Below are 17,830 nucleotides of genomic sequence, written 5' to 3'. Positions count from 1 at the left end.
GTGGTGTGAGTGGTGTGCGCGGTGGGAGCGGGTCAGGGCAGCTCGGGCAGGTCCTCCGCGTACAGCAGCGTCAGGTCGTCCTTGTTCGGCTCCGCCACCTGGGCGACCCGGCTCGCGTGCCGCTCGACCATCGCCTCGAACGTCTGCCGCGCGGTACGCCCGTTGCCGAAGGCGGGGCCCTTGGGGAGCTCTGTGAAGTACTTCAGCAGGGCGTCCGCGGTGCCCGGGCCGAGCCGGTACTCGTGCTCCTCGGCCTGCTGCTCCACGATCCGCAGCAGTTCGTCGGGGCCGTAGTCACCGAAGGTGATGGTCCGTGAGAAACGGGACGCCACTCCGGGGTTGACCGACAGGAACCGCTCCATCTCGGCCGTGTAGCCCGCCACGATCACGACCACGGCGTCCCGGTGGTCCTCCATCAGCTTCACGAGCGTGTCGATGGCCTCCTTGCCGAAGTCCCGCCCCGCGTCCTCCGGCGACAGCGCGTACGCCTCGTCGATGAACAGCACACCTCCGTGCGCCCGTTGGAAGGCCTCCTGGGTGCGGATCGCCGTCGAGCCGATGTGCTCGCCGACCAGGTCGACACGGGACACCTCGACGAGGTGCCCCTTCTCCAGGACGTCGAGGGCGGCGAGGATCTCGCCGTAGAGACGCGCGACCGTCGTCTTGCCGGTGCCGGGGGAGCCGGTGAAGACCAGGTGGCGCTTGACGGAGGCCGCCTTGAGCCCGGCCTGCTGCCGGCGACGGCCCACCTCGATCATGTCGATGAGGGCCCGCACCTCCCGCTTGACGCTCTCCAGGCCCACCAGCGTGTCCAGTTCGCCGAGCACGTCCTTGGAGGTCCGCACCGACGCCTGTGGTTCGGCTGCGGCCTGCCGCGGCTCCACCTCGGTGACGCGCTGCTCGGGGATCATCCCGAGCAGACCGGGCGACTGGGCGGTCGTCTGCACGGCCGTCTCCGGCGCCGCCGTGGCCATCGGCGTCCGTACGCCCGCGCTCTCGTCGCTGGTGCAGTCCTCGACCACGGGACCGGAACCGGGCGTGGCGTCCGCCCCGGCGTCCGCGAACTCGTAGCCACCGCGCGCGCAGCGCTCCGTACGGCACTTGCGCAGCGTCGTACGACTGCCGTCTATCACGTGGAAGCCGTAGCCGCCGCTGTTGGTCACCCGGCAGTTCAGGAAGCTGCCGCGACCGCCGGCCGACACATAGAACCCGGCCTCGGCGGGGGAGTCGACCGTGCAGCGCTCGACGGTGGGGTCGGCGCCCTTGGTGACGATCACGCCGGTCTGCGTGCTGTCCACCGTGCAGTTGTTGAGGGTGCCGCCGCTGCCGTGGTCACGGAACCACGCGCCGGTCGCCGCGTCCCGGATCCGGCAGTCGTCGAGCTGGGCGGTCGCGCCGTCGCTCACCGACACGGCCGTGTTGCGGACCTGGAAGAGGTCGCTGTCGACGACGTCCGCGCGCGAGCCGCGGTCGAGGACGAACAGCGCGTCCGGCACGTCGTGCACCCGGCAGGAGTCGAGGACCGCGGTGGCGCCGTCGCTGACCCAGACGGCCGGGTAGTCGCCGGTGCTGTCGAAGATCTCGCACTGGTTGGCGTCCACGCGCGTGCCCGGGTCCCACACCGAAAGACCGTTGCGCCCGAACTGACGCACCGTCGTGCGGGTCAGCGTCAGGACGGAACGGGAACGCAGGTCGACCGCGTTCTCCGGGATGTCGTGGATACGGCAGTCGGCGAGGGTGAGCACGGCGTCCGTGTCGAGGGTGACGCCGTCGGCGGTCGTGCGGTGCACATCGCAGTCGGTGAGGTGCGCGGTGGCCCGGGCGGTGATCTGCACACCGCTGCCCCTGACCTCATACACCTCGCAACCCACCGCCTCCAGCGCCGAGTTGTCGCCGGTCGCGCTGAGTCCCGCGCCCGAGGTGTGGTGCACCCGGCAGCGCTCCAGCCGGGGGTGGGCGCCCCCGCGCACCGCGACGCCGGCCTGACCCGCCGCGACGACCTCGCACTCCTCGAAGACACCGCCGCCGCCGTCGACCACGGCGATGCCGATGCCCGCCGGGTTGTCCACCGTGCACCGCCGCACTGTCGGACGGGCGCTGCCGCGCACCTCGATGCCCGCGGCGGAGCGGGTGACGATCCGCAGGTCCAGCAGCTCCGGTGTGCCTTCCTCGACGAGCACCGCGGGCGCCGCCGCGTCCTGGCCCTCCACATGCAGGTCCTGCACCACCGCCGAGGCCCGCACGGTCAGCGGCACCCCGTCCACGGGCGCGAGACGCACGGAGCCGGGGGAGCCCTCGGGGCCGCGCAGCGTCACCGACCGCTGCACCACGAGGTTCTCCCGGTAGGTGCCGGGAGCGATGGTGAGGACATCCCCCTCGGCCGCGGCCTCCAGGGCGGCGGCGAGCGATGCGTACTCACCCGTGCGGCGCCGCCACCTCGATGTGCCGGTGTGCGTCACCTGGACCGTGCCCTGTGCCATGGCGTTGCTGTGCCCCCACCTCGTGGTACGCGGGTTGATGCCGAAATGCTTCGGCCGGACCACCGTAGCGTGCGCGCGGGTGGTGGGTTGACCAGAGACGGAAGGCCGTCAGCTGCCGGTGCCGGTGCGGCCCCAGTCCGGGCCCGCCCGGTCCCAGGCCTGATCCCAACGGGCGTACCGGCGGCGGACCATGCGCCAGACGATCAGCCGTCGGCCGCCCTCGACGAGGCCCGCGGTGAGCAGGGCCGCGCCGAAACCGGCGAGCACGGCGTGCGTCGTCGCCGTGGCGGAGTCCAGCGGGCGGGCCGCCAGCCGGCCGTGGCCGTCGGTCCATATCTCGAAGTGGTCGCCGCTGTGCGGGGTCTTGAGGCCCGCCAGGACCGTGCCGTGCCGCGTGGTGCCGTCCGGCGCGGTCCAGTCCGCGACGACCCGCGTACGGGCGTCCCGGCCGGTGACCGTCTCGGGGTCCACGTCCAGGGGCGAGCCGTCCACCTTGCGCACCACGGTGGCCGTGACCTCGTGGCGGGACACGCGCTGCTCGCGGACCGCCTGCTGCAGGACGCCTTGTGCGACCGCCCCGACGACGGAACCCACCACGGGCGCAACGAGAAGGATCAGAAGGAGGGCCGAGAGGGCCAGCCAGGCCTCGGCCAGGTCCGTCGCACGGCGCAGCGGGTTGTGTCGCCAGTGCCAGATTCCGCGGATCGCTCCCACCGTCCGCACCCCCCTTCCCCCTCCGTGATAACTCCCGTCGGAGCCGTTCACGCGCGAGCCCGGTGAAAGAGAGAGCGAAATCACCAGGGCTCGGGACCTCTCATGAACTTCTCACGCAGTGCCAACGCTCCGGGACCGGGCGGGGGTTCCCACGGATCGCCCCGGCCCTGACCGAGTCAGGAACCCTGCGATCACTGCGCGATGACTGCGCGATCACTACGCGATGACGCGCACCGCGTCGCCGACCCTGACCGTGCCCCGGGAGAGGGGCACCAGGTTCTGTCCGAAGACGAGCTTGCCGTCGATGCGCCGGTGCCGGCCGAGGGTGGACAGCGGCTCCTTGCCGCGCCCGGAAGTGCTCTGGTCGGTGGTGGTCACGACACACCGTCCGCAGGACTTGGCGACGCGGAACTCGACCTCGCCGACGGTGAGGCGCGACCAGCCGTCCTCGGCCCAGGGGCCGGTGCCCGCCACGACCAGGTTCGGCCGGAAACGGTTCATCGGCAGCGGCCCCTCCCCGGCGTGCCCACCCTGCGCGATCAGGGAGTTGAGGGCGTCGAGGGAGGCGGTCGTGGTGACCAGCAGCGGATATCCGTCGGCGAACGACACGGTCTCGCCGGGCAGCGCGTACTCGGGATCGACCGGCCTGCGGGTCGCCGGGTCGTCCATGTGCACCAGCCGTACGTCGGCGCCGAGATGGGCGCTGCACCAGGCGTGTGCGGCGGCGTCGGCGGGGACCCCCACCACCTTGTCGCCGAAGATCTCCACCGACACCGTGCTCACCGGCTCGGGCACCCGCACGGCCAGCGGCTCCAGACCGGGCGCGGACAGACGTACGCGGCCGCCGGGCAGAAGCTCGGCGGCGGCCAGCGCGAGGCGCGGCTGCTGGCGTTGTGTGACGACCTTTCCCCCGTCGTCGATCAGCGTCCAGCGTCGGTCACCGGCCAGCCCCCAGGGCTCCACGACGGCTTCCCGGGGCGCCTGGCCCCGGAACGCCTTGACCGGATGGACGTGTATCGACAGCAGCTCCGCATTCCCCATGCGGTCATCCTGCCAGGTGGCACCGACAACCCGGGGCGGGGCGACTCAGTAGCCGCCGCGGTACTGCTGCTGCTGGTTGTACGGGTCCTGGTACTGAGGCGCGGCGGGCCGGGGCGCGGCCGGGCGCATCGCCTCGTAGCCCATGCCGTAACCCGCAGGGCGCGGCTGCTGCTGCGCCTGGGGCCCGGGATAGCCGCGCGGCGCGGCGGCCTGCGGCGGGATGTACGCCGCCGGGGCCTGCTGCAGCGGAGCGGGCTGCTGCGTCTGCGGGTAGCCGTAGGACGCTTGGGACGGGCCCGCCGGGAGGGCGGGCAGTGCCGACGGCAACGCGGGCAGGTTGCTGCTGCCCATGTCGTACGCGGCGGGGACCCGGATCGGGGCGATCTGCGGGGTCCCCCGCTCGGCCACGAGCGAGTCGTAGATCGGAGTGTCCGGGAAGGAGGCGTAGTAGCCGCCGCCATAGGTGGAGCGGGGGGAGGTCATGGCACATAAGTTAAGCCCACGATGTGCTGGTTGGGGAGACCGATAAGAGGGTTGTTTTCCGTGTCGGTAGCGGCCTCGGATACCTAATGGGAGCGAAGTTGGAAAAAGGGGACGGCAGACTGTCTGTGGATCGCGTAAAGGCCGAGTTCCGAGCGGGTTACCGGCGGGTCGGCCGACGTTCGGCCGACGCTGATCCTGCGCTCCGGATGGGAGTTCGCTGTCCCGCGCAATAGGTTGGCCGGGTAGACAACCCGAGGGGTGCCGGGCGTGCCCCCTGGGCGCACCGACACACAAGGGGGACGTGCATGTCAATGTCGAAGGGGTCCAATGCCCCGGTGCCGACCACGGCACTGCGAGTCGAACTGGGCTGGCGCTCGGGACCGGGCGTTCCGGACGCGGACGCGTCGGCGCTGCTCCTCGTGGGTGGAAAGGTCCGTTCCGACGCCGACTTCGTGTTCTACAACCAGCCGGCCCACTCCTCCGGGGCGGTTTGCCACGAGGGCAAGCGCGACGCCGCGGGCCGCGTCACGGACACCCTTCTCGTCGACCTCGCGCGCGTGGAGCCCACGATGGAGACCGTGGTCCTGGCCGCTTCGACGGACGGTGGCTCCTTCGGCCGGGTCCCGGACCTCTACATCGAGGTACGGGACGCGGCCGCGGGCACCGTCGTGGCGCGGTTCGACAGTTCCGGTGCCACCGTCGAAACGGCCTTCGTGCTGGGCGAGTTCTACCGCCGCCAGGGCGCCTGGAAGTTCCGCGCCGTCGGACAGGGCTACGACAGCGGCCTCGAAGGCCTGGCCACGGACTTCGGGATCACCGTGGACGAGCCGCAGCACACCGCCGCCCCGACGCCGCAGTCCCCGCCCCCTCCGCCGCCGGCCACGCCCGCTTTCCCGGCCACGGTTCCCCCGCCCGCCCACCAGGCCCCGCCCCCGCCGTCGGCGCCGCCCGCCGCGCCGGTCCGGTTGACCAAGGTGACGCTCACCAAGGCCGCCCCGTCGGTCTCCCTGACCAAGCAGGGTGGCACTTCGGGCGCCCTGCACGTGAACCTCAACTGGGAGACGCGCAAGCAGTTCTCGGGGTGGGGCAGCAAACGCGGGCGGGCGATGGCCCTGCACAACGACCTCGACCTCGACCTGTGCGCCCTGTACGAACTCGCCGACGGCCGCAAGGGCGTGGTCCAGGCCCTCGGCAACGCCTTCGGCGCCCTGCACCAGCCGCCCTACATCCACCTCGACGGCGACGACCGCACCGGCGCGGTGGCGAGCGGCGAGAACCTGACCGTCAACCTCGACCACAAGAACGACTTCCGGCGCATCCTCGTCTTCGTGACCATCTACGAGGGCGCCCGTTCCTTCGCCGACCTGCACGCCACGGTCACCCTGCGACCGCAGTTCGGCGCCGCGATCGACTTCTCCCTGGACGAGTGCACGGTCCCCTCGACCGTGTGCGCGCTCGCACTGATCACCAACCACGGCGGCGACCTCGTCGTCCAGCGCGAGGCCCGCTACCTGGTTCCCGAGCGCGGGGTGAGCCCGCAGCGGACCGTCGACCACGCCTACGGGTGGGGCATGAACTGGACGCCGGGTCGCAAGTAGGGCCCCACCCAGGGTTCAGCCCTCGTCGGTCACGGCGTCCGGACGTGCGTAGGTGCGGCCCTTCCAGGCCGCACCGCGCCCCCGGTAGTGCTGCACCGCGGAATCCACCGTCATCAGGAGGTAGAGGAACGCGGTGAACGGCAACAGAGGAGCGAGCCACAGCGGCTGACCGTAGTAACGCAGCATCGGGACGTACGTTCCCGTCATCACCAGCCACGCCAGCCCGCCGAGCAACGCCGCGGCCGTACTGCCGACGGCGAGCCCGGTGAGCAGGGCGAGCGGTGGCGCCAGGTACACCAGGGCGAGGCCGAGCACCGTACCCGCCAGCACAAACGGGTTGTGACGCAGTTGCGCATAGGCGCTGCGCGACACCATTCGCCACAGGTCGTGCAGCCTCGGGTACGGGCGCACGCTGTCCACACGGTCGGCCAGCCCCAGCCAGACATGACCGCCCCCGGCCTTCACCGCGCGCGCGAGCGCCACGTCGTCGATGACGGCGTGCCGGATGGCGTCCGGGATCCGGGCCCGCTCGGCGGCCTCGGCGCGCAGCAGGACGCAGCCGCCCGCCGCGGCCGCCGTGCGCGCCCCGCGCCGGCCGATCCGGCGGAAGGGGTAGAGCTGCGCGAAGAAGTAGACGAAGGCCGGTACCACCAGCCGCTCCCACCGGCTCTCCACCCGCAGCCGGGCCATCTGGGAGACGACGTCGAAACCCCCGGTGCGCGCCGCCGCCACCAACTCCCGCAGGCTGTCGGGCGCGTGCGCGATGTCGGCGTCCGTCAGGAGGAGGTACTCCGGCTCACGCGCGCGTGCCAGCGCGATCCCGTGCCGCACCGCCCACAGCTTCCCGGTCCAGCCCGCGGGCGGCTCACCCGGCGAGTCCACCGTCAGCGGGAGCCCGCCGAGTCGCCTGGCGAGACCGTGCGCCAGTTCGCCCGTGCCGTCCGAGCTGCCGTCGTCGACGAGGAAGATCTCGGCCCGCCCCGGATACTGCTGTGCGAGCAGCGAGGGCAGGCTGGCGGGCAGTACCGCCGCCTCGTCGCGCGCGGGGACGACGACACCGACCGACGGCCACCGCTCCGGTTCTCCCCGAGCCGGCAGTCGCACATCCGTGCGCCAGAAGAAGCCCTGGCAGAGCAGCAGCCACAGCCAGGCGGCCAGGGACAGGGCGGCGATCCACTCGATGGCGCTCACGCGCGCAGTCTGCCCCACCCGGCCGGGCGCCAAGAGCACATCGTCTATGGTGGCCGGGTGAAGATCGCGCTCATGGACTCCGGAATCGGTCTGCTGGCGGCCACCGCCGCGGTACGGCGTCTGCGGCCCGACGCCGATCTCGTGCTCTCCCTCGACCCCGACGGCATGCCCTGGGGCCCGCGCACCCCGCAGGACCTCACCGAGCGTGCCGTGGCCGTGGCCGTCGCCGCCGCCGCGCACCGGCCCGAGGCACTCATCGTCGGCTGCAACACGGCGACCGTGCACGCCCTGACCGCCCTGCGCGCCCGTCTCGAACCCGGCATCCCGGTCATCGGGACCGTCCCGGCGATCAAGCCGGCCGCGGCCGGCGGCGGTCCCGTCGCGATCTGGGCCACCCCCGCCACCACCGGCAGCCCCTACCAGAGGGGCCTCATCCAGGACTTCGCCGACGGGGTCCCGGTCACCGAGGTGCCCTGCTGGGGACTGGCCGAGGCCGTGGAGCACGCCGACGAGACGGCGATCGACGCCGCGGTCGCCGCGGCGGCCGCGCTCACCCCCGACGAGGTGACGACCGTCGTCCTGGGCTGCACCCATTACGAACTGGTCGCCGACCGCATCCGTGCCGCCGTGCAGCGCCCCGGGCGCCCGCCGCTCGTCCTGCACGGTTCGGCCGGCGCCGTGGCGGCCCAGGCATTGCGCCGGATCGGGGCGCGCCCCGCACCCGAGGCGACAGCCCTGGGCACGGTGACCGTCATCCTCAGCGGCCGCCAGGGCGGTCTCCCGGCCCCCGCCCTGGCCTACACGGAAGGCCGTCTGCTCCAGGCCGTCAGCCCCGCGCAGTGACCGACGGGCGGCCGACGCCGTCCCTCGGCCGGCTCGCCGCCCCGGCGGAGCAGTCACTGTGCGCAACGTGCTACCGGCGCAGCGAAACCTGAGTAACCTCATGCATATGAGGGACCACCCCCAAGACGAGAGCACTCCGCTTCCCGACGTCGCGCATCGTGACGCCCCACACCCCGACATCTGGACCGGGCGGGCCACCAACCGGTTCCAATGGCTGCTCGCGCTCGTCGGCGCCGCCTGTATGGCGCTCGGCATCGAGCTCGCCGTCGATTCGGCGTGGACGTCCGGCATCGCCCCGCTCGCCATGGCCGTCGTCGGCTGCATCGCCGCCGGGTTGCTGGTCCTCTTCGGCACCCTCGCCTTCGTCCACGTCGACCTGAAGCTCGACAAGGAGTCCCTCGAAGTACGGTGCGGTCACATCGGCCTGCCGCGCCGCCGCATCCCGCTGGCCCATGTCGCCGGCGCCGACTTCGAACCGCTCGTCACCCCGCGCCACTGGGGCGGCTGGGGCTACCGCTGGCGACCGGAGAAGGGCACCGCCGTCGTCGTACGCCGTGGCGAGGGCGTCGTGCTGCGGCTGTGGGACGGTCATACGTTCACGATCACCGTGGACGACGCGGAGTCCGCCGTACGCGTCATCAGGGCCCGGCTGCGGACGGGCGCCGCGGGCGCGGCACACTGACGTCCCTCCGACAGCCGTCCGGCGTGCCACTCCGGGTCGCGGCGCTGTCAGACAGTCGGGCGGTCGTCGTGCCGTAGGTTCCTCTCGTACGCCGCCGCCTCGGGCGCCGCGGCCTCCTCGGTGAGCGGTCGGGCCGTGGCCAGGCCCGCCAGCAGCCCCGCGCCGACCGACACCGTGGTGAAGCTCAGCGCGTTGCCGATCGCGGCGACGCCCGCGAGGGCCGTGAGCGCGGCACCCGCCGTGAGGACGACCGGCGTGGGGCGCGGTGCGCGCCACAGGGCGAACAGTACCCAGCAGAAGCACGCGGCGAGCAACAGCATTCCGACGAGGCCCTGCTCCGCCGCCAGCTGCAGCGGCGCGGAATGGGGCTTGCCGTCGGACAGGGGCGACTGCCCCGCCGTCGTGCTCAGCTCTCCGAAGCGCCCGGGACCCACGCCGAGTCCGGCCCCGTGGCGGGCCATGACCAGGGCGTCGTGCCAGAGGTCGACCCGGCGAGGTGTCAGTCGGTCGCGCAGGGCGTCGGTGAGACCGGCGGGCAGGGCGTCCGCGGCGATCGCCCAGGTCAGGCCCGTCACCAGGGAGGCGGCGCCGGCCAACGCCAGCAGGCCCGGTCCCCTGCGGCGCAGCCGGCCGGCGGCCAGCGAGCACAGCAGCACCGCGCCACAGGTCACCACGGCCGTGGTCGAGCCCAGGAGAGCCCCGGTGACCGCGATCACCCCGGCGAGCAGCCACAGTGCGTACCGCAGCGCGGGCAGCGGGGTGGCCCGGCCGGCGCAGCACGCGGCGCCGGCCGACAGGGTGAGCAGCGCGGCGGTGGCACCGGCGTGGCCCAGTGGCTCGACGATCTCGGGACCCGGCGCGAGCCGGGGCAGGGCCACTGTCACGGCGAGCCCCGCCAGCGCCCCGGCGCAGGGCGCGGCGACCGGCAGCAGCACCCCGAAGATCCGGCCCGCCGCATAGCCGGCGGCCAGCGCCAGCACCGCGAGCAGGACGCCCTCGGGGCGGCCGCCGTGCACGGCGGCCGTGATCAGGGACCAGATGGCGCAGGCCCCGAACACGGCCACCCCCGCCGCATCGGAAACGTTTCGTCTCTCTCCGTCCGCGTCCGTGCCGGGCGCAGACGTCATCCCCGTGGAACCCACCCCGTCCCCCCGAACCCGGTCGCCCCCCGACCGTGACGGACCTGAACCGTGACGGACCCCGAACGCCTGAACGACCGGAGCTCTGCCACACCGTAACGGCTGTTGGGCGGTTTGTGGATGACTTGCGCCGGGATGTGCGCCGGTTCGTGCGGTGATCGAGCGCCGTCCGGGGCGCGGGGCGACGGCCGGGGCGTGCCGTAGCCCACCGGCCCGCTCCGCGGACCGTGCTGTCGGCCGAAAGGCCACCCGCCGTACACTCCCCGAGTGACCGTCACCGCACCTCCCGTGGGCCAGCCGGACCAGCTGGAACCCCAGATCGCGCCGCCCTCGCGCGGCGCGCGGCTCCTGCGCCTCGTCCCGGCCGCCGCCGCGGCGCTCTCCGGAGTGCTGCTCTACGTCAGTTTCCCGCCGCGCACCCTGTGGTGGCTGGCGCTGCCGGCCTTCGCCGGCTTCGGCTGGGTCCTGCGCGGGCGCAGCTGGAAGGCCGCGTTCGGCCTCGGCTACCTCTTCGGGCTGGGCTTTCTACTGCCGCTCCTGGTGTGGACCGGCGTCGAGGTCGGCCCCGGTCCGTGGCTCGCCCTGGTGGCGATCGAGGCGGTCTTCGTCGCGTTGGTCGGCGTGGGCGTCGCCGCCGTGTCGAAGCTGCCGGCCTGGCCGGTGTGGGCGGCCGCGCTCTGGATCGCCGGCGAGGCGGCACGCGCGCGTGTGCCCTTCCGCGGGTTCCCCTGGGGCAAGATCGCCTTCGGTCAGGCGGACGGCGTCTTCCTGCCCCTCGCCGCACTGGGCGGCACTCCCGTCCTCGGCTTCGCGGTCGTCGTGTGCGGTTTCGGCCTGTACGAGGTCGTGCGCCTCGTCCTGGAGCGCCGCGACACAGGTGAGGTGCGGCGGTCGGCCGCTGCCGTGGCGCTGCTCAGCGTGGCCGTTCCGGTCGTCGGAGCCGTCGCCGCACGCGCGCTGGTGAGCGACAAGGCGCAGGACGGCACCGCGACGGTCGCCCTCATCCAGGGCAACGTGCCCCGTCTCGGCCTGGAGTTCAACGCCCAGCGCCGGGCCGTCCTCGACTACCATGCGCGCGAGACGGAACGCCTGGCCGCCGAGGTCAAGGCGGGCAAGGTCCCGCAGCCCGACTTCGTGCTGTGGCCCGAGAACTCCTCCGACATCGACCCCTTCGCCTACGCCGATGCCGCCGTCGTGATCGACAACGCGGCCAAGGCGATCGGCGCGCCCATCTCGGTCGGCGGGGTCGTCGGGCGGGACGGCAAGCTCTACAACGAGCAGATCCTGTGGGACCCGGTGAAGGGACCCACCCAGACGTACGACAAGCGGCAGATCCAGCCGTTCGGCGAGTACCTTCCGCTGCGTTCCTTCATCGGCGCCATCAACAAGAACTGGACCTCCATGGTCCGCCAGGACTTCAGCCGGGGCGGCAAGCCGGGTGTGTTCGACATGGACGGCGCCAAGGTCGGCCTCGCCACCTGCTACGAGGCGGCCTTCGACTGGGCCGTGCGCGACACGGTCACCCACGGCGCGCAGATGATCTCCGTGCCCAGCAACAACGCGACCTTCGACCGCAGCGAGATGACCTACCAGCAGCTCGCCATGTCCCGCGTCCGTGCCGTCGAGCACAGCCGGACCGTCACGGTGCCCGTGACCAGCGGCGTCAGCGCGATCATCATGCCGGACGGCAGGATCACCCAGAAGACCGGCATGTTCGTCGCGGACTCGCTGGTGCAGAAGGTGCCCCTGCGCTCCTCGGAGACGCCGGCGACGAAGCTGGGCATCCTGCCCGAGATCGCCCTGGTGCTCGTCGCCGCGGGCGGCCTGGGGTGGGCGATCGGCGCCGGGCTGCGGGCCCGACGGAGCGCGACGACCCGACGACGACGGACCGCGGACTGACAGCAGACTGACAAAGGACGGACGACGAACCGGTCAGCACGCCCGGGTTCAGGACGCCCCGGTAGGGTCGGCCCATGCCGACTCCTGACTTCATCACCGAGATCCGGACCTCCGCGGGCCGCCAGCTGCTGTGGCTACCCGGCGTCAGCGCCGTCGTCTTCGACGAGGAGGGCCGGGTGCTGCTCGGGCAGCGCGCGGACAACCATCAGTGGACCGTGATCAACGGTATCCCGGACCCGGGGGAGCAGCCCGCCGACTGCGCCGTACGGGAGGTGTACGAGGAGGCAGGCGTGCGCTGCGTCCCCGAGCGGGTCGTCCTCGTCCGAGCGGGACGGCAGCTGGAGTACCCGAACGGCGACAAGTGCCAGTTCATGGACGTCACGCTGCGCTGCCGGGCCGTCGGCGGTGAGGCACGGGTCAACGACGACGAGTCCGTCGCGGTGGGCTGGTTCGCGGTGGACGCCCTGCCGCCCATGCACGAGGAACAGCTGTTCCGCATCAAGCAGGCGCTCTCCGACGAACCCACGTGGTTCGAGACCACGCCTTCTGCCTGAAGTACGGGCTGACCGCACACGGCGCACCCTGGAGCGCCCCGCCACGGCGACGCGCGATACGGCGGCGACGCCGCGTCGGCTCACCCGTGGGGGGCGGGCTCCTGGGCGGGCGTCCTGGCCCGGTGGGCGGCCACGGCCATGACGGCGACGGAGACCAGGACGATGCCGGAGCCGACGTAGAGCGGCGCGGTGTAGCCGAGGCCCGCGGTGATGGCCAGGCCCCCGAGCCATGCGCCGAGCGCGTTGCCGATGTTGGACGCCGAGACGTTGGCGCTGGCGGCCAGGGCCGCGCCGTGGGCGAAGTCGGTGACACGGGTGATCAGGCCGGGTACGCCGGCGAACCCGAACAGCCCCATCAGGAACACCAATATCACCGACGCGACGGCGCTGCCGGCCAGCAGACCGAACACGGCCAGGGTGACGGCGAGTCCGAGCAGGGCGAGGACCAGGGCGCGGTCACGGTCACGGTCGGCCGCACGCCCGCCGACCACGTTCCCGACGACCAGGCCGAGGCCGTACACCATCAGCAGCCAGGCGACATCGCCCGGGGAGAAGCCGCCGACCTCGGTGAACGTGTAGGCGATGTAGCTGAACGCACCGAACATCCCGCCGTAGCCGAGCGCGGTGGCCGTCAGGGTCAGCCACACCTGCCAGGACCTGAACGCGCGGAACTGGGCCCGCAGGCCGTTGGGGGGCACCGGGTCCGAGCCGCCCGGCACCGTCCGCGGCCGAGCATCTCCCGCGCCGGCGGGTACGAGGGCGGCGATGCCCGCCAGCGCGAGCACGCCGATCGCAGTGACCGCCCAGAACGCCGCTCTCCAGCCCCAGCGCTCACCGACCAGCGCGCCGAAGGGCACGCCCAGCACGTTCGCCACCGTCAGCCCGGCGAACATGACCGCCACCGCGCGGGACTTCCTCTCCGGCGCGACCAGACTGCGGGCGACCAGCGAGCCGATACCGAAGAACGAACCGTGGCACAACGCCGCGACGATCCGCCCGAGCAGCATCACCGGATAGTTGGGCGCCAGGGCGGACAACAGATTGCCGACGACGAACAACGCCACCAGGCCGACCAGGATCTGCTTGCGGGGCAGCCGCGCGGTCGCCGCGGTGAGCGCGATCGCCCCGACCGCGACGCTCAGGGCGTACCCGGAGATCAGCCAGCCCGCGGCCGCCTCGGACACCGCGAAACTCGACGCCACCTGCGGCAGCAGGCCGGCGATGAGGAACTCGGTCAGACCGATGCCGAAACCGCCGAGTGCCAGTGCTACGAGTCCACTCGGCATGCGTCCCTCTCCCGTGACTGCGATCCGGCCGGTACCGAGCGTACGTTCGGCTCGAGCGCAGGGGTCGGACGGGGTGGGTGTCGGTCCGTGGGGGCTGTGGGGTTCGTGGCGTCGGTCGGGCGGGCCCACACGGTGACCGGCCGCCCGCCCGCCTCGTCCGGTGCCCCGGCCACCACCTGCACCTGCGCCCGCGGCTGATCCACCGTGGGCAGTACGAGCGGCTCGTGGACGAGCAACTCCGGGACGGGCCGCACTTCGAACGTCGGCCGCCGCCGATGACCGGCTACTACAACATCCACACAGGCCCGTCACGGAACGGCCAAGCGAATCCCCGGACTTCACCCGCGAAGTCCCGTCCGGTCAGCCGTCGAGTGCGCAAAGAGGATCGTCGACGAGGTCGGCCGCCAACCACTGCTCCACAGCCGCGATATGGACCGTCGCGGTCGAGACGGCCAACGGGGCGTCCCGCGCCCGCAGCGCGCGCAGGATCTCGTCGTGCTCGCGGTGCGCGTGCTCCACGGCCCGCTCGGTCCGGGTGCCGCGGACGATCCGGACCCGCTGGGTGCGGGTGGAGAGCACGCGCAGCAGCATCGACAGCACCGGATTGCCGACGGCCTCGACGATCCGCAGATGGAACGCGATGTCGTGACCGACGAACTCCTCGACCGTCGCGGCGGCCCGGGACCGGCGTAGGACGGCGGCCAACTCGTCGAGGTCATCGGGTGCGAGCAGCGCGGCGGCCAGCCCGGTCGCCTGCGGCTCCAACAGCCTGCGCACCTGGAGCAGTTGCAGTGCCGTCTGCCCCTGGGAGACGTCCGAGGCGAAGGAGAGCGCCTCCAGCAGCAGATGGGGCTCCAGGCTCGACACGTAGGTGCCGTCCCCCTGCCGGGTGACCAGGATCCGCATCGCGGTCAGCGCCCGCACCGCCTCGCGCAGCGAGCTGCGGGACAGGCCGAGCTGCCCGGCGAGGAGGTCCTCCCTGGGCAGGCGGGAACCCGGTGCGAGGTCGCCCGCGACGATCATCGCCTTGATCTTGTCCATGGCCTCGTCCGTCAGTGCCACGAGCGTGCCTCTCTGTGCGGCTACTCCTGCTTCTCGCCGGAGGCGAAGCGGGAGATGACCAGCGCGACGATGATGATCGCGCCGTTGAGGAACTGGTTCCACAGCGGTGGCACGCCCGCCAGCGTCATGACGTTGACGACCAGTTGGAGGGTGAGTACGCCGGTGAGGGCGCCGAAGACGGAGCCCTTGCCGCCGTTGAGGCTGACCCCGCCGATGACGGTCGCGGCGAAGACCTGGAAGATCCAGCCGCTGCCCTGGGTGGCGGAGATGGAACCGTAGTGACCGCTGTAGAGGATGCCGGCGAACGCGGCCAGCAGGCTGCCGAGGATGAGGACGACCCAGACGATCCGGTCGACCCGGATGCCCGCGGTGCGCGCCGCCTCCGGATTGCCGCCGATCGCGTACAGCGCCCGTCCGTGTCGCAGCCAGGCCAGCGCGGAGCTGCCGAGAGCGAACAGCAGCACACAGATCCAGATCGCCGCGGGCGCCCCCCACCAGGACGCCTTGCCCAGGTAGGTGAAGGAGGAGGGCAGTTCGACGATGGACTGGCCCTCGGAGAGAGCGACCTGCAGTCCGCGCAGCATCGTCAGCATGCCGAGCGTGACGATGAAGCCGTTGAGCCGCAGTTTCAGGATGAGGAAGCCGTTGACCGCGCCGATCACCATGCCCACCAGCAGACACAGCGGGACGGCCGTCCACTCGGGGAGCAGCCCGAGGCCCGTGAACCGGGCGCCGCTCGTGGGCAGCACGAGCCACACGGCGATGACCGGAGCGACGCCGATGGTGGACTCCAGGGACAGGTCCATCCGCCCGGAGATCAGGATCAGCGCGGTGGCGAGGACGAGCAGGCTCAGCTCGGTGGACTGCTGGGCCACGCCGATGAGGTTGTCGGAGGTGAGGAAGGCCGGCGAGACGATGAACCCGATCACCATCAGGACCAGGATCGCCGGGATCAGGGACAGTTCACGGAACCGGCCGAGGTCGAGGCCGCGCCCGGCGTCCTTGGCGGGCTTCTGCGCCACGCCCGCTGCGGGGTCGGTGACATCAGTGGTGGCGGACATGACTACCTTTCGTCCTCGTCGGTGTCGGGAGCCTCGTCGGTGTCGGGGGCCGCGCCGGCGCCGGGTGGGTCGGTCCTGTCCGCGACGCCCTCCATGGCGGCGACCACCTGCTCGTCCCGCCAGCCGGCGGAGAACTCGGCGACCGCGCGGCCGTGGAACATCACCACGACCCGGTCGCACACCCGCAGGTCGTCCAACTCGTCGGAGACGATCAGTGCGGCCTTCCCGCCGTCCGCGACCTCGCGGATGCGGCGCAGCAGGAACTCCTTGGACTTGACGTCCACCCCGTTGGTGGGCCGGACGGCGACCAGGACACGCGGGTCGGTGGCCAGGGCGCGGGCGACGACGACCTTCTGCTGGTTGCCGCCGGACAGCGCGGAGACCGGGGTGGCCGCCCCCGGTGTCTTGATGTCGAGGTCCCGGATCATGCGCTGGGCGAAGACCCTGGTCCTGGCGGGCAACACCGTGCCGAACGGGCCCAGTTGGCCGGTGACGGTGAGCGTCGCGTTCTCCGCCACACTGCGGTTGTTGACCAGGCCCTGGAGATGCCGGTCCTCCGGGACCAGCCCGACGCCCGCGGCCAGCGCCGCCGGAACGCTGCCGGTGCGTACGGCACGGCCGCCGACCGCGATCCGGCCCTCCTCGGCGCGGTGCAGACCGGCGACGGCCTCACCCACCCGCACATTGCCGCTGGCCGCGGCTCCCGCCAGCCCGACCACCTCGCCCGAGCGGACCGACAGGGACAGACCGTGGCAGGCCCCGGGCAGCGTGAGGCCCTCGATCACCAGCAGCTCGGGACGCTCGTCCGATCTGTTCGGTCCCTCCTGCCCGGCGGCCCGGCCGTCGTCCGCCGGGGCGCCGGCGGCGGTGGCGGTCGTCTCCCCGGTCATGGCCTCCACCAGGGCCTGGTGATCGACCTCGGCCACGGGCGCGGTAAGGATGTGGGTCGCGTCGCGGTAGACGGTGACCGTGGTGCAGAGGTCGTACACCTCTTGCAGGTGGTGCGAGATGTAGAGGAAGGCGACGCCCTGACCCTGGAGGTCGCGCAGTTTGTCGAAGAGTCTGCCGATGCCACGGGCGTCGAGCTTCGCGGTCGGCTCGTCGAGGATGATGAAGCGCGCGCCGAACGACAGGGCGCGGGCGATCTCCACGAACTGACGCTGTTCCACGGTGAGTTCACGAGCTCGGGCGTGGACGTCGACGTCCACGCCGTACTCGCCGAGGAGTTCCTCGGCCCGGAGGCGCAACCGCTTCCAGCGGATGGGCTGGAGCGGGCTCGCGCTCTGCCGGTTGAGGAAGAGGTTCTCGGCGACGGTCAGGTCACCGATGATCGTGGAGCGTTGGTAGACGCAGGCGACGCGGGAGCGCCAGGCGTCGATGTCGCCGACGGGCGGCGCGGGTTCGCCGTTGAAGCGCAGCGTGCCGGCGTCGGGTCGGCGCAGTCCGGTCAGCAGGGACACGAGCGTCGACTTGCCGGCGCCGTTGCGACCCACCAGCGCGTGCGACTCGCCGGGGGCGACGGCGATACGGGCGTCGCGCAGCGCCACGGTGGCGCCGAACCTCTTGCCGACCCCGACGGCCTCGGCCACCGGGGTGGGGTCGGCAGCGCCGTCCGCCGGCCGGGGCGCGATCGCGGTGTCCGCCATGGGGATACCGTCCTTCCAGGGATGCGGGCGCAGTCGGCGGGCCGGTCGGTCACTTCCCGACGTTGTTGCCCCACAGGGTCTTGTCGTCCACGTTGTCCTTGGTGACCAGCGGGGCGGGCAGCTGGTCCTCCAGGCCGTTCGGGATCTTGAT

At 72.4% G+C, this 17,830-nt stretch carries 15 protein-coding genes and 1 pseudogene; 5 read left to right on the top strand and 11 right to left on the bottom strand.

All coding sequences use genetic code 11. The features are described 5' to 3' along the window. Positions 1–32: 32 nt before the first annotated feature. The 4 genes from ACIBTS_RS38810 to ACIBTS_RS38795 all read right to left on the bottom strand — a co-directional run bounded on the left by ACIBTS_RS38810 (position 33) and on the right by ACIBTS_RS38795 (position 4,718). Positions 33–2,480, bottom strand: a complete 2,448-nt coding sequence (locus ACIBTS_RS38810) for a right-handed parallel beta-helix repeat-containing protein (RefSeq protein ID WP_399325367.1) — start codon at positions 2,478–2,480, stop codon at positions 33–35. 108 nt (positions 2,481–2,588) lie between these two features. After that, complete coding sequence (locus ACIBTS_RS38805; protein WP_399325366.1) at positions 2,589–3,194, bottom strand: hypothetical protein; 606 nt, start codon at positions 3,192–3,194, stop codon at positions 2,589–2,591. A gap of 216 nt (positions 3,195–3,410) precedes the next feature. Then, positions 3,411–4,235, bottom strand: a complete 825-nt coding sequence (locus tag ACIBTS_RS38800; RefSeq protein WP_399325365.1) for an MOSC domain-containing protein — start codon at positions 4,233–4,235, stop codon at positions 3,411–3,413. 45 nt (positions 4,236–4,280) lie between these two features. Then, on the bottom strand, positions 4,281–4,718 hold the full coding sequence (locus tag ACIBTS_RS38795; protein WP_399325364.1) for a DUF6643 family protein: 438 nt from the start codon (positions 4,716–4,718) through the stop codon (positions 4,281–4,283). A gap of 311 nt (positions 4,719–5,029) precedes the next feature. Between ACIBTS_RS38795 and ACIBTS_RS38790 the strand changes: the two genes are divergently transcribed. After that, the gene (locus ACIBTS_RS38790) at positions 5,030–6,316 is read left to right on the top strand and encodes a TerD family protein (protein WP_399325424.1); all 1,287 of its coding nucleotides are present in this window, start codon (positions 5,030–5,032) and stop codon (positions 6,314–6,316) included. 15 nt (positions 6,317–6,331) lie between these two features. Here ACIBTS_RS38790 and ACIBTS_RS38785 read toward each other — a convergent pair whose 3' ends face one another. Continuing rightward, a complete protein-coding gene (locus tag ACIBTS_RS38785; RefSeq protein WP_399325363.1) occupies positions 6,332–7,507 on the bottom strand; it encodes a glycosyltransferase in 1,176 nt (391 codons plus the stop codon). A gap of 57 nt (positions 7,508–7,564) precedes the next feature. Here ACIBTS_RS38785 and ACIBTS_RS38780 point away from each other — a divergent pair, with 57 nt between their 5' ends. Both ACIBTS_RS38780 and ACIBTS_RS38775 read left to right on the top strand, forming a co-directional pair. After that, the gene (locus ACIBTS_RS38780) at positions 7,565–8,350 is read left to right on the top strand and encodes a glutamate racemase (RefSeq protein WP_399325362.1); all 786 of its coding nucleotides are present in this window, start codon (positions 7,565–7,567) and stop codon (positions 8,348–8,350) included. A gap of 106 nt (positions 8,351–8,456) precedes the next feature. Beyond that, positions 8,457–9,032 carry a hypothetical protein gene (locus ACIBTS_RS38775; protein WP_399325361.1) on the top strand — a complete coding sequence of 192 codons (576 nt, stop codon included), beginning with the start codon at positions 8,457–8,459 and terminating at the stop codon, positions 9,030–9,032. A 47-nt stretch (positions 9,033–9,079) separates the two neighbouring features. On the opposite strand, the gene ACIBTS_RS38770 is transcribed toward ACIBTS_RS38775, so the two are convergent. Then, positions 9,080–10,159, bottom strand: a complete 1,080-nt coding sequence (locus ACIBTS_RS38770) for an O-antigen ligase family protein (RefSeq protein ID WP_399325360.1) — start codon at positions 10,157–10,159, stop codon at positions 9,080–9,082. A 279-nt stretch (positions 10,160–10,438) separates the two neighbouring features. Here ACIBTS_RS38770 and lnt point away from each other — a divergent pair, with 279 nt between their 5' ends. Next, positions 10,439–12,070, top strand: a complete 1,632-nt coding sequence (gene lnt / locus ACIBTS_RS38765) for an apolipoprotein N-acyltransferase (protein ID WP_399325359.1) — start codon at positions 10,439–10,441, stop codon at positions 12,068–12,070. A 74-nt stretch (positions 12,071–12,144) separates the two neighbouring features. After that, the gene (locus ACIBTS_RS38760; protein WP_399325358.1) at positions 12,145–12,624 is read left to right on the top strand and encodes an NUDIX hydrolase; all 480 of its coding nucleotides are present in this window, start codon (positions 12,145–12,147) and stop codon (positions 12,622–12,624) included. A gap of 80 nt (positions 12,625–12,704) precedes the next feature. Here ACIBTS_RS38760 and ACIBTS_RS38755 read toward each other — a convergent pair whose 3' ends face one another. The 5 genes and pseudogenes from ACIBTS_RS38755 to ACIBTS_RS38735 form a co-directional block, all read right to left on the bottom strand. After that, the gene (locus ACIBTS_RS38755; RefSeq protein WP_399325357.1) at positions 12,705–13,910 is read right to left on the bottom strand and encodes an MFS transporter; all 1,206 of its coding nucleotides are present in this window, start codon (positions 13,908–13,910) and stop codon (positions 12,705–12,707) included. Between the two features lie 360 nt (positions 13,911–14,270). Then, a complete protein-coding gene (locus ACIBTS_RS38750; protein ID WP_399325356.1) occupies positions 14,271–14,972 on the bottom strand; it encodes a FadR/GntR family transcriptional regulator in 702 nt (233 codons plus the stop codon). A 20-nt stretch (positions 14,973–14,992) separates the two neighbouring features. Next, the gene (locus ACIBTS_RS38745; protein ID WP_399325355.1) at positions 14,993–16,033 is read right to left on the bottom strand and encodes an ABC transporter permease; all 1,041 of its coding nucleotides are present in this window, start codon (positions 16,031–16,033) and stop codon (positions 14,993–14,995) included. Positions 16,034–16,035: 2 nt separating this feature from the next. After that, complete coding sequence (locus ACIBTS_RS38740; protein WP_399325354.1) at positions 16,036–17,679, bottom strand: sugar ABC transporter ATP-binding protein; 1,644 nt, start codon at positions 17,677–17,679, stop codon at positions 16,036–16,038. A gap of 49 nt (positions 17,680–17,728) precedes the next feature. Further along, positions 17,729–17,830 (bottom strand): annotated as a pseudogene (locus ACIBTS_RS38735) (sugar ABC transporter substrate-binding protein); the annotation flags it as partial.

This window comes from Streptomyces sp. NPDC050121 (genome assembly GCF_044460385.1).
In the GTDB taxonomy this organism is placed as follows: Bacteria; Actinomycetota; Actinomycetes; order Streptomycetales; family Streptomycetaceae; genus Streptomyces; species Streptomyces soliscabiei.
The sequence above is the reverse complement of the archived record's forward strand: the minus strand, read 5'-3'. Positions and strand labels throughout refer to the sequence as shown.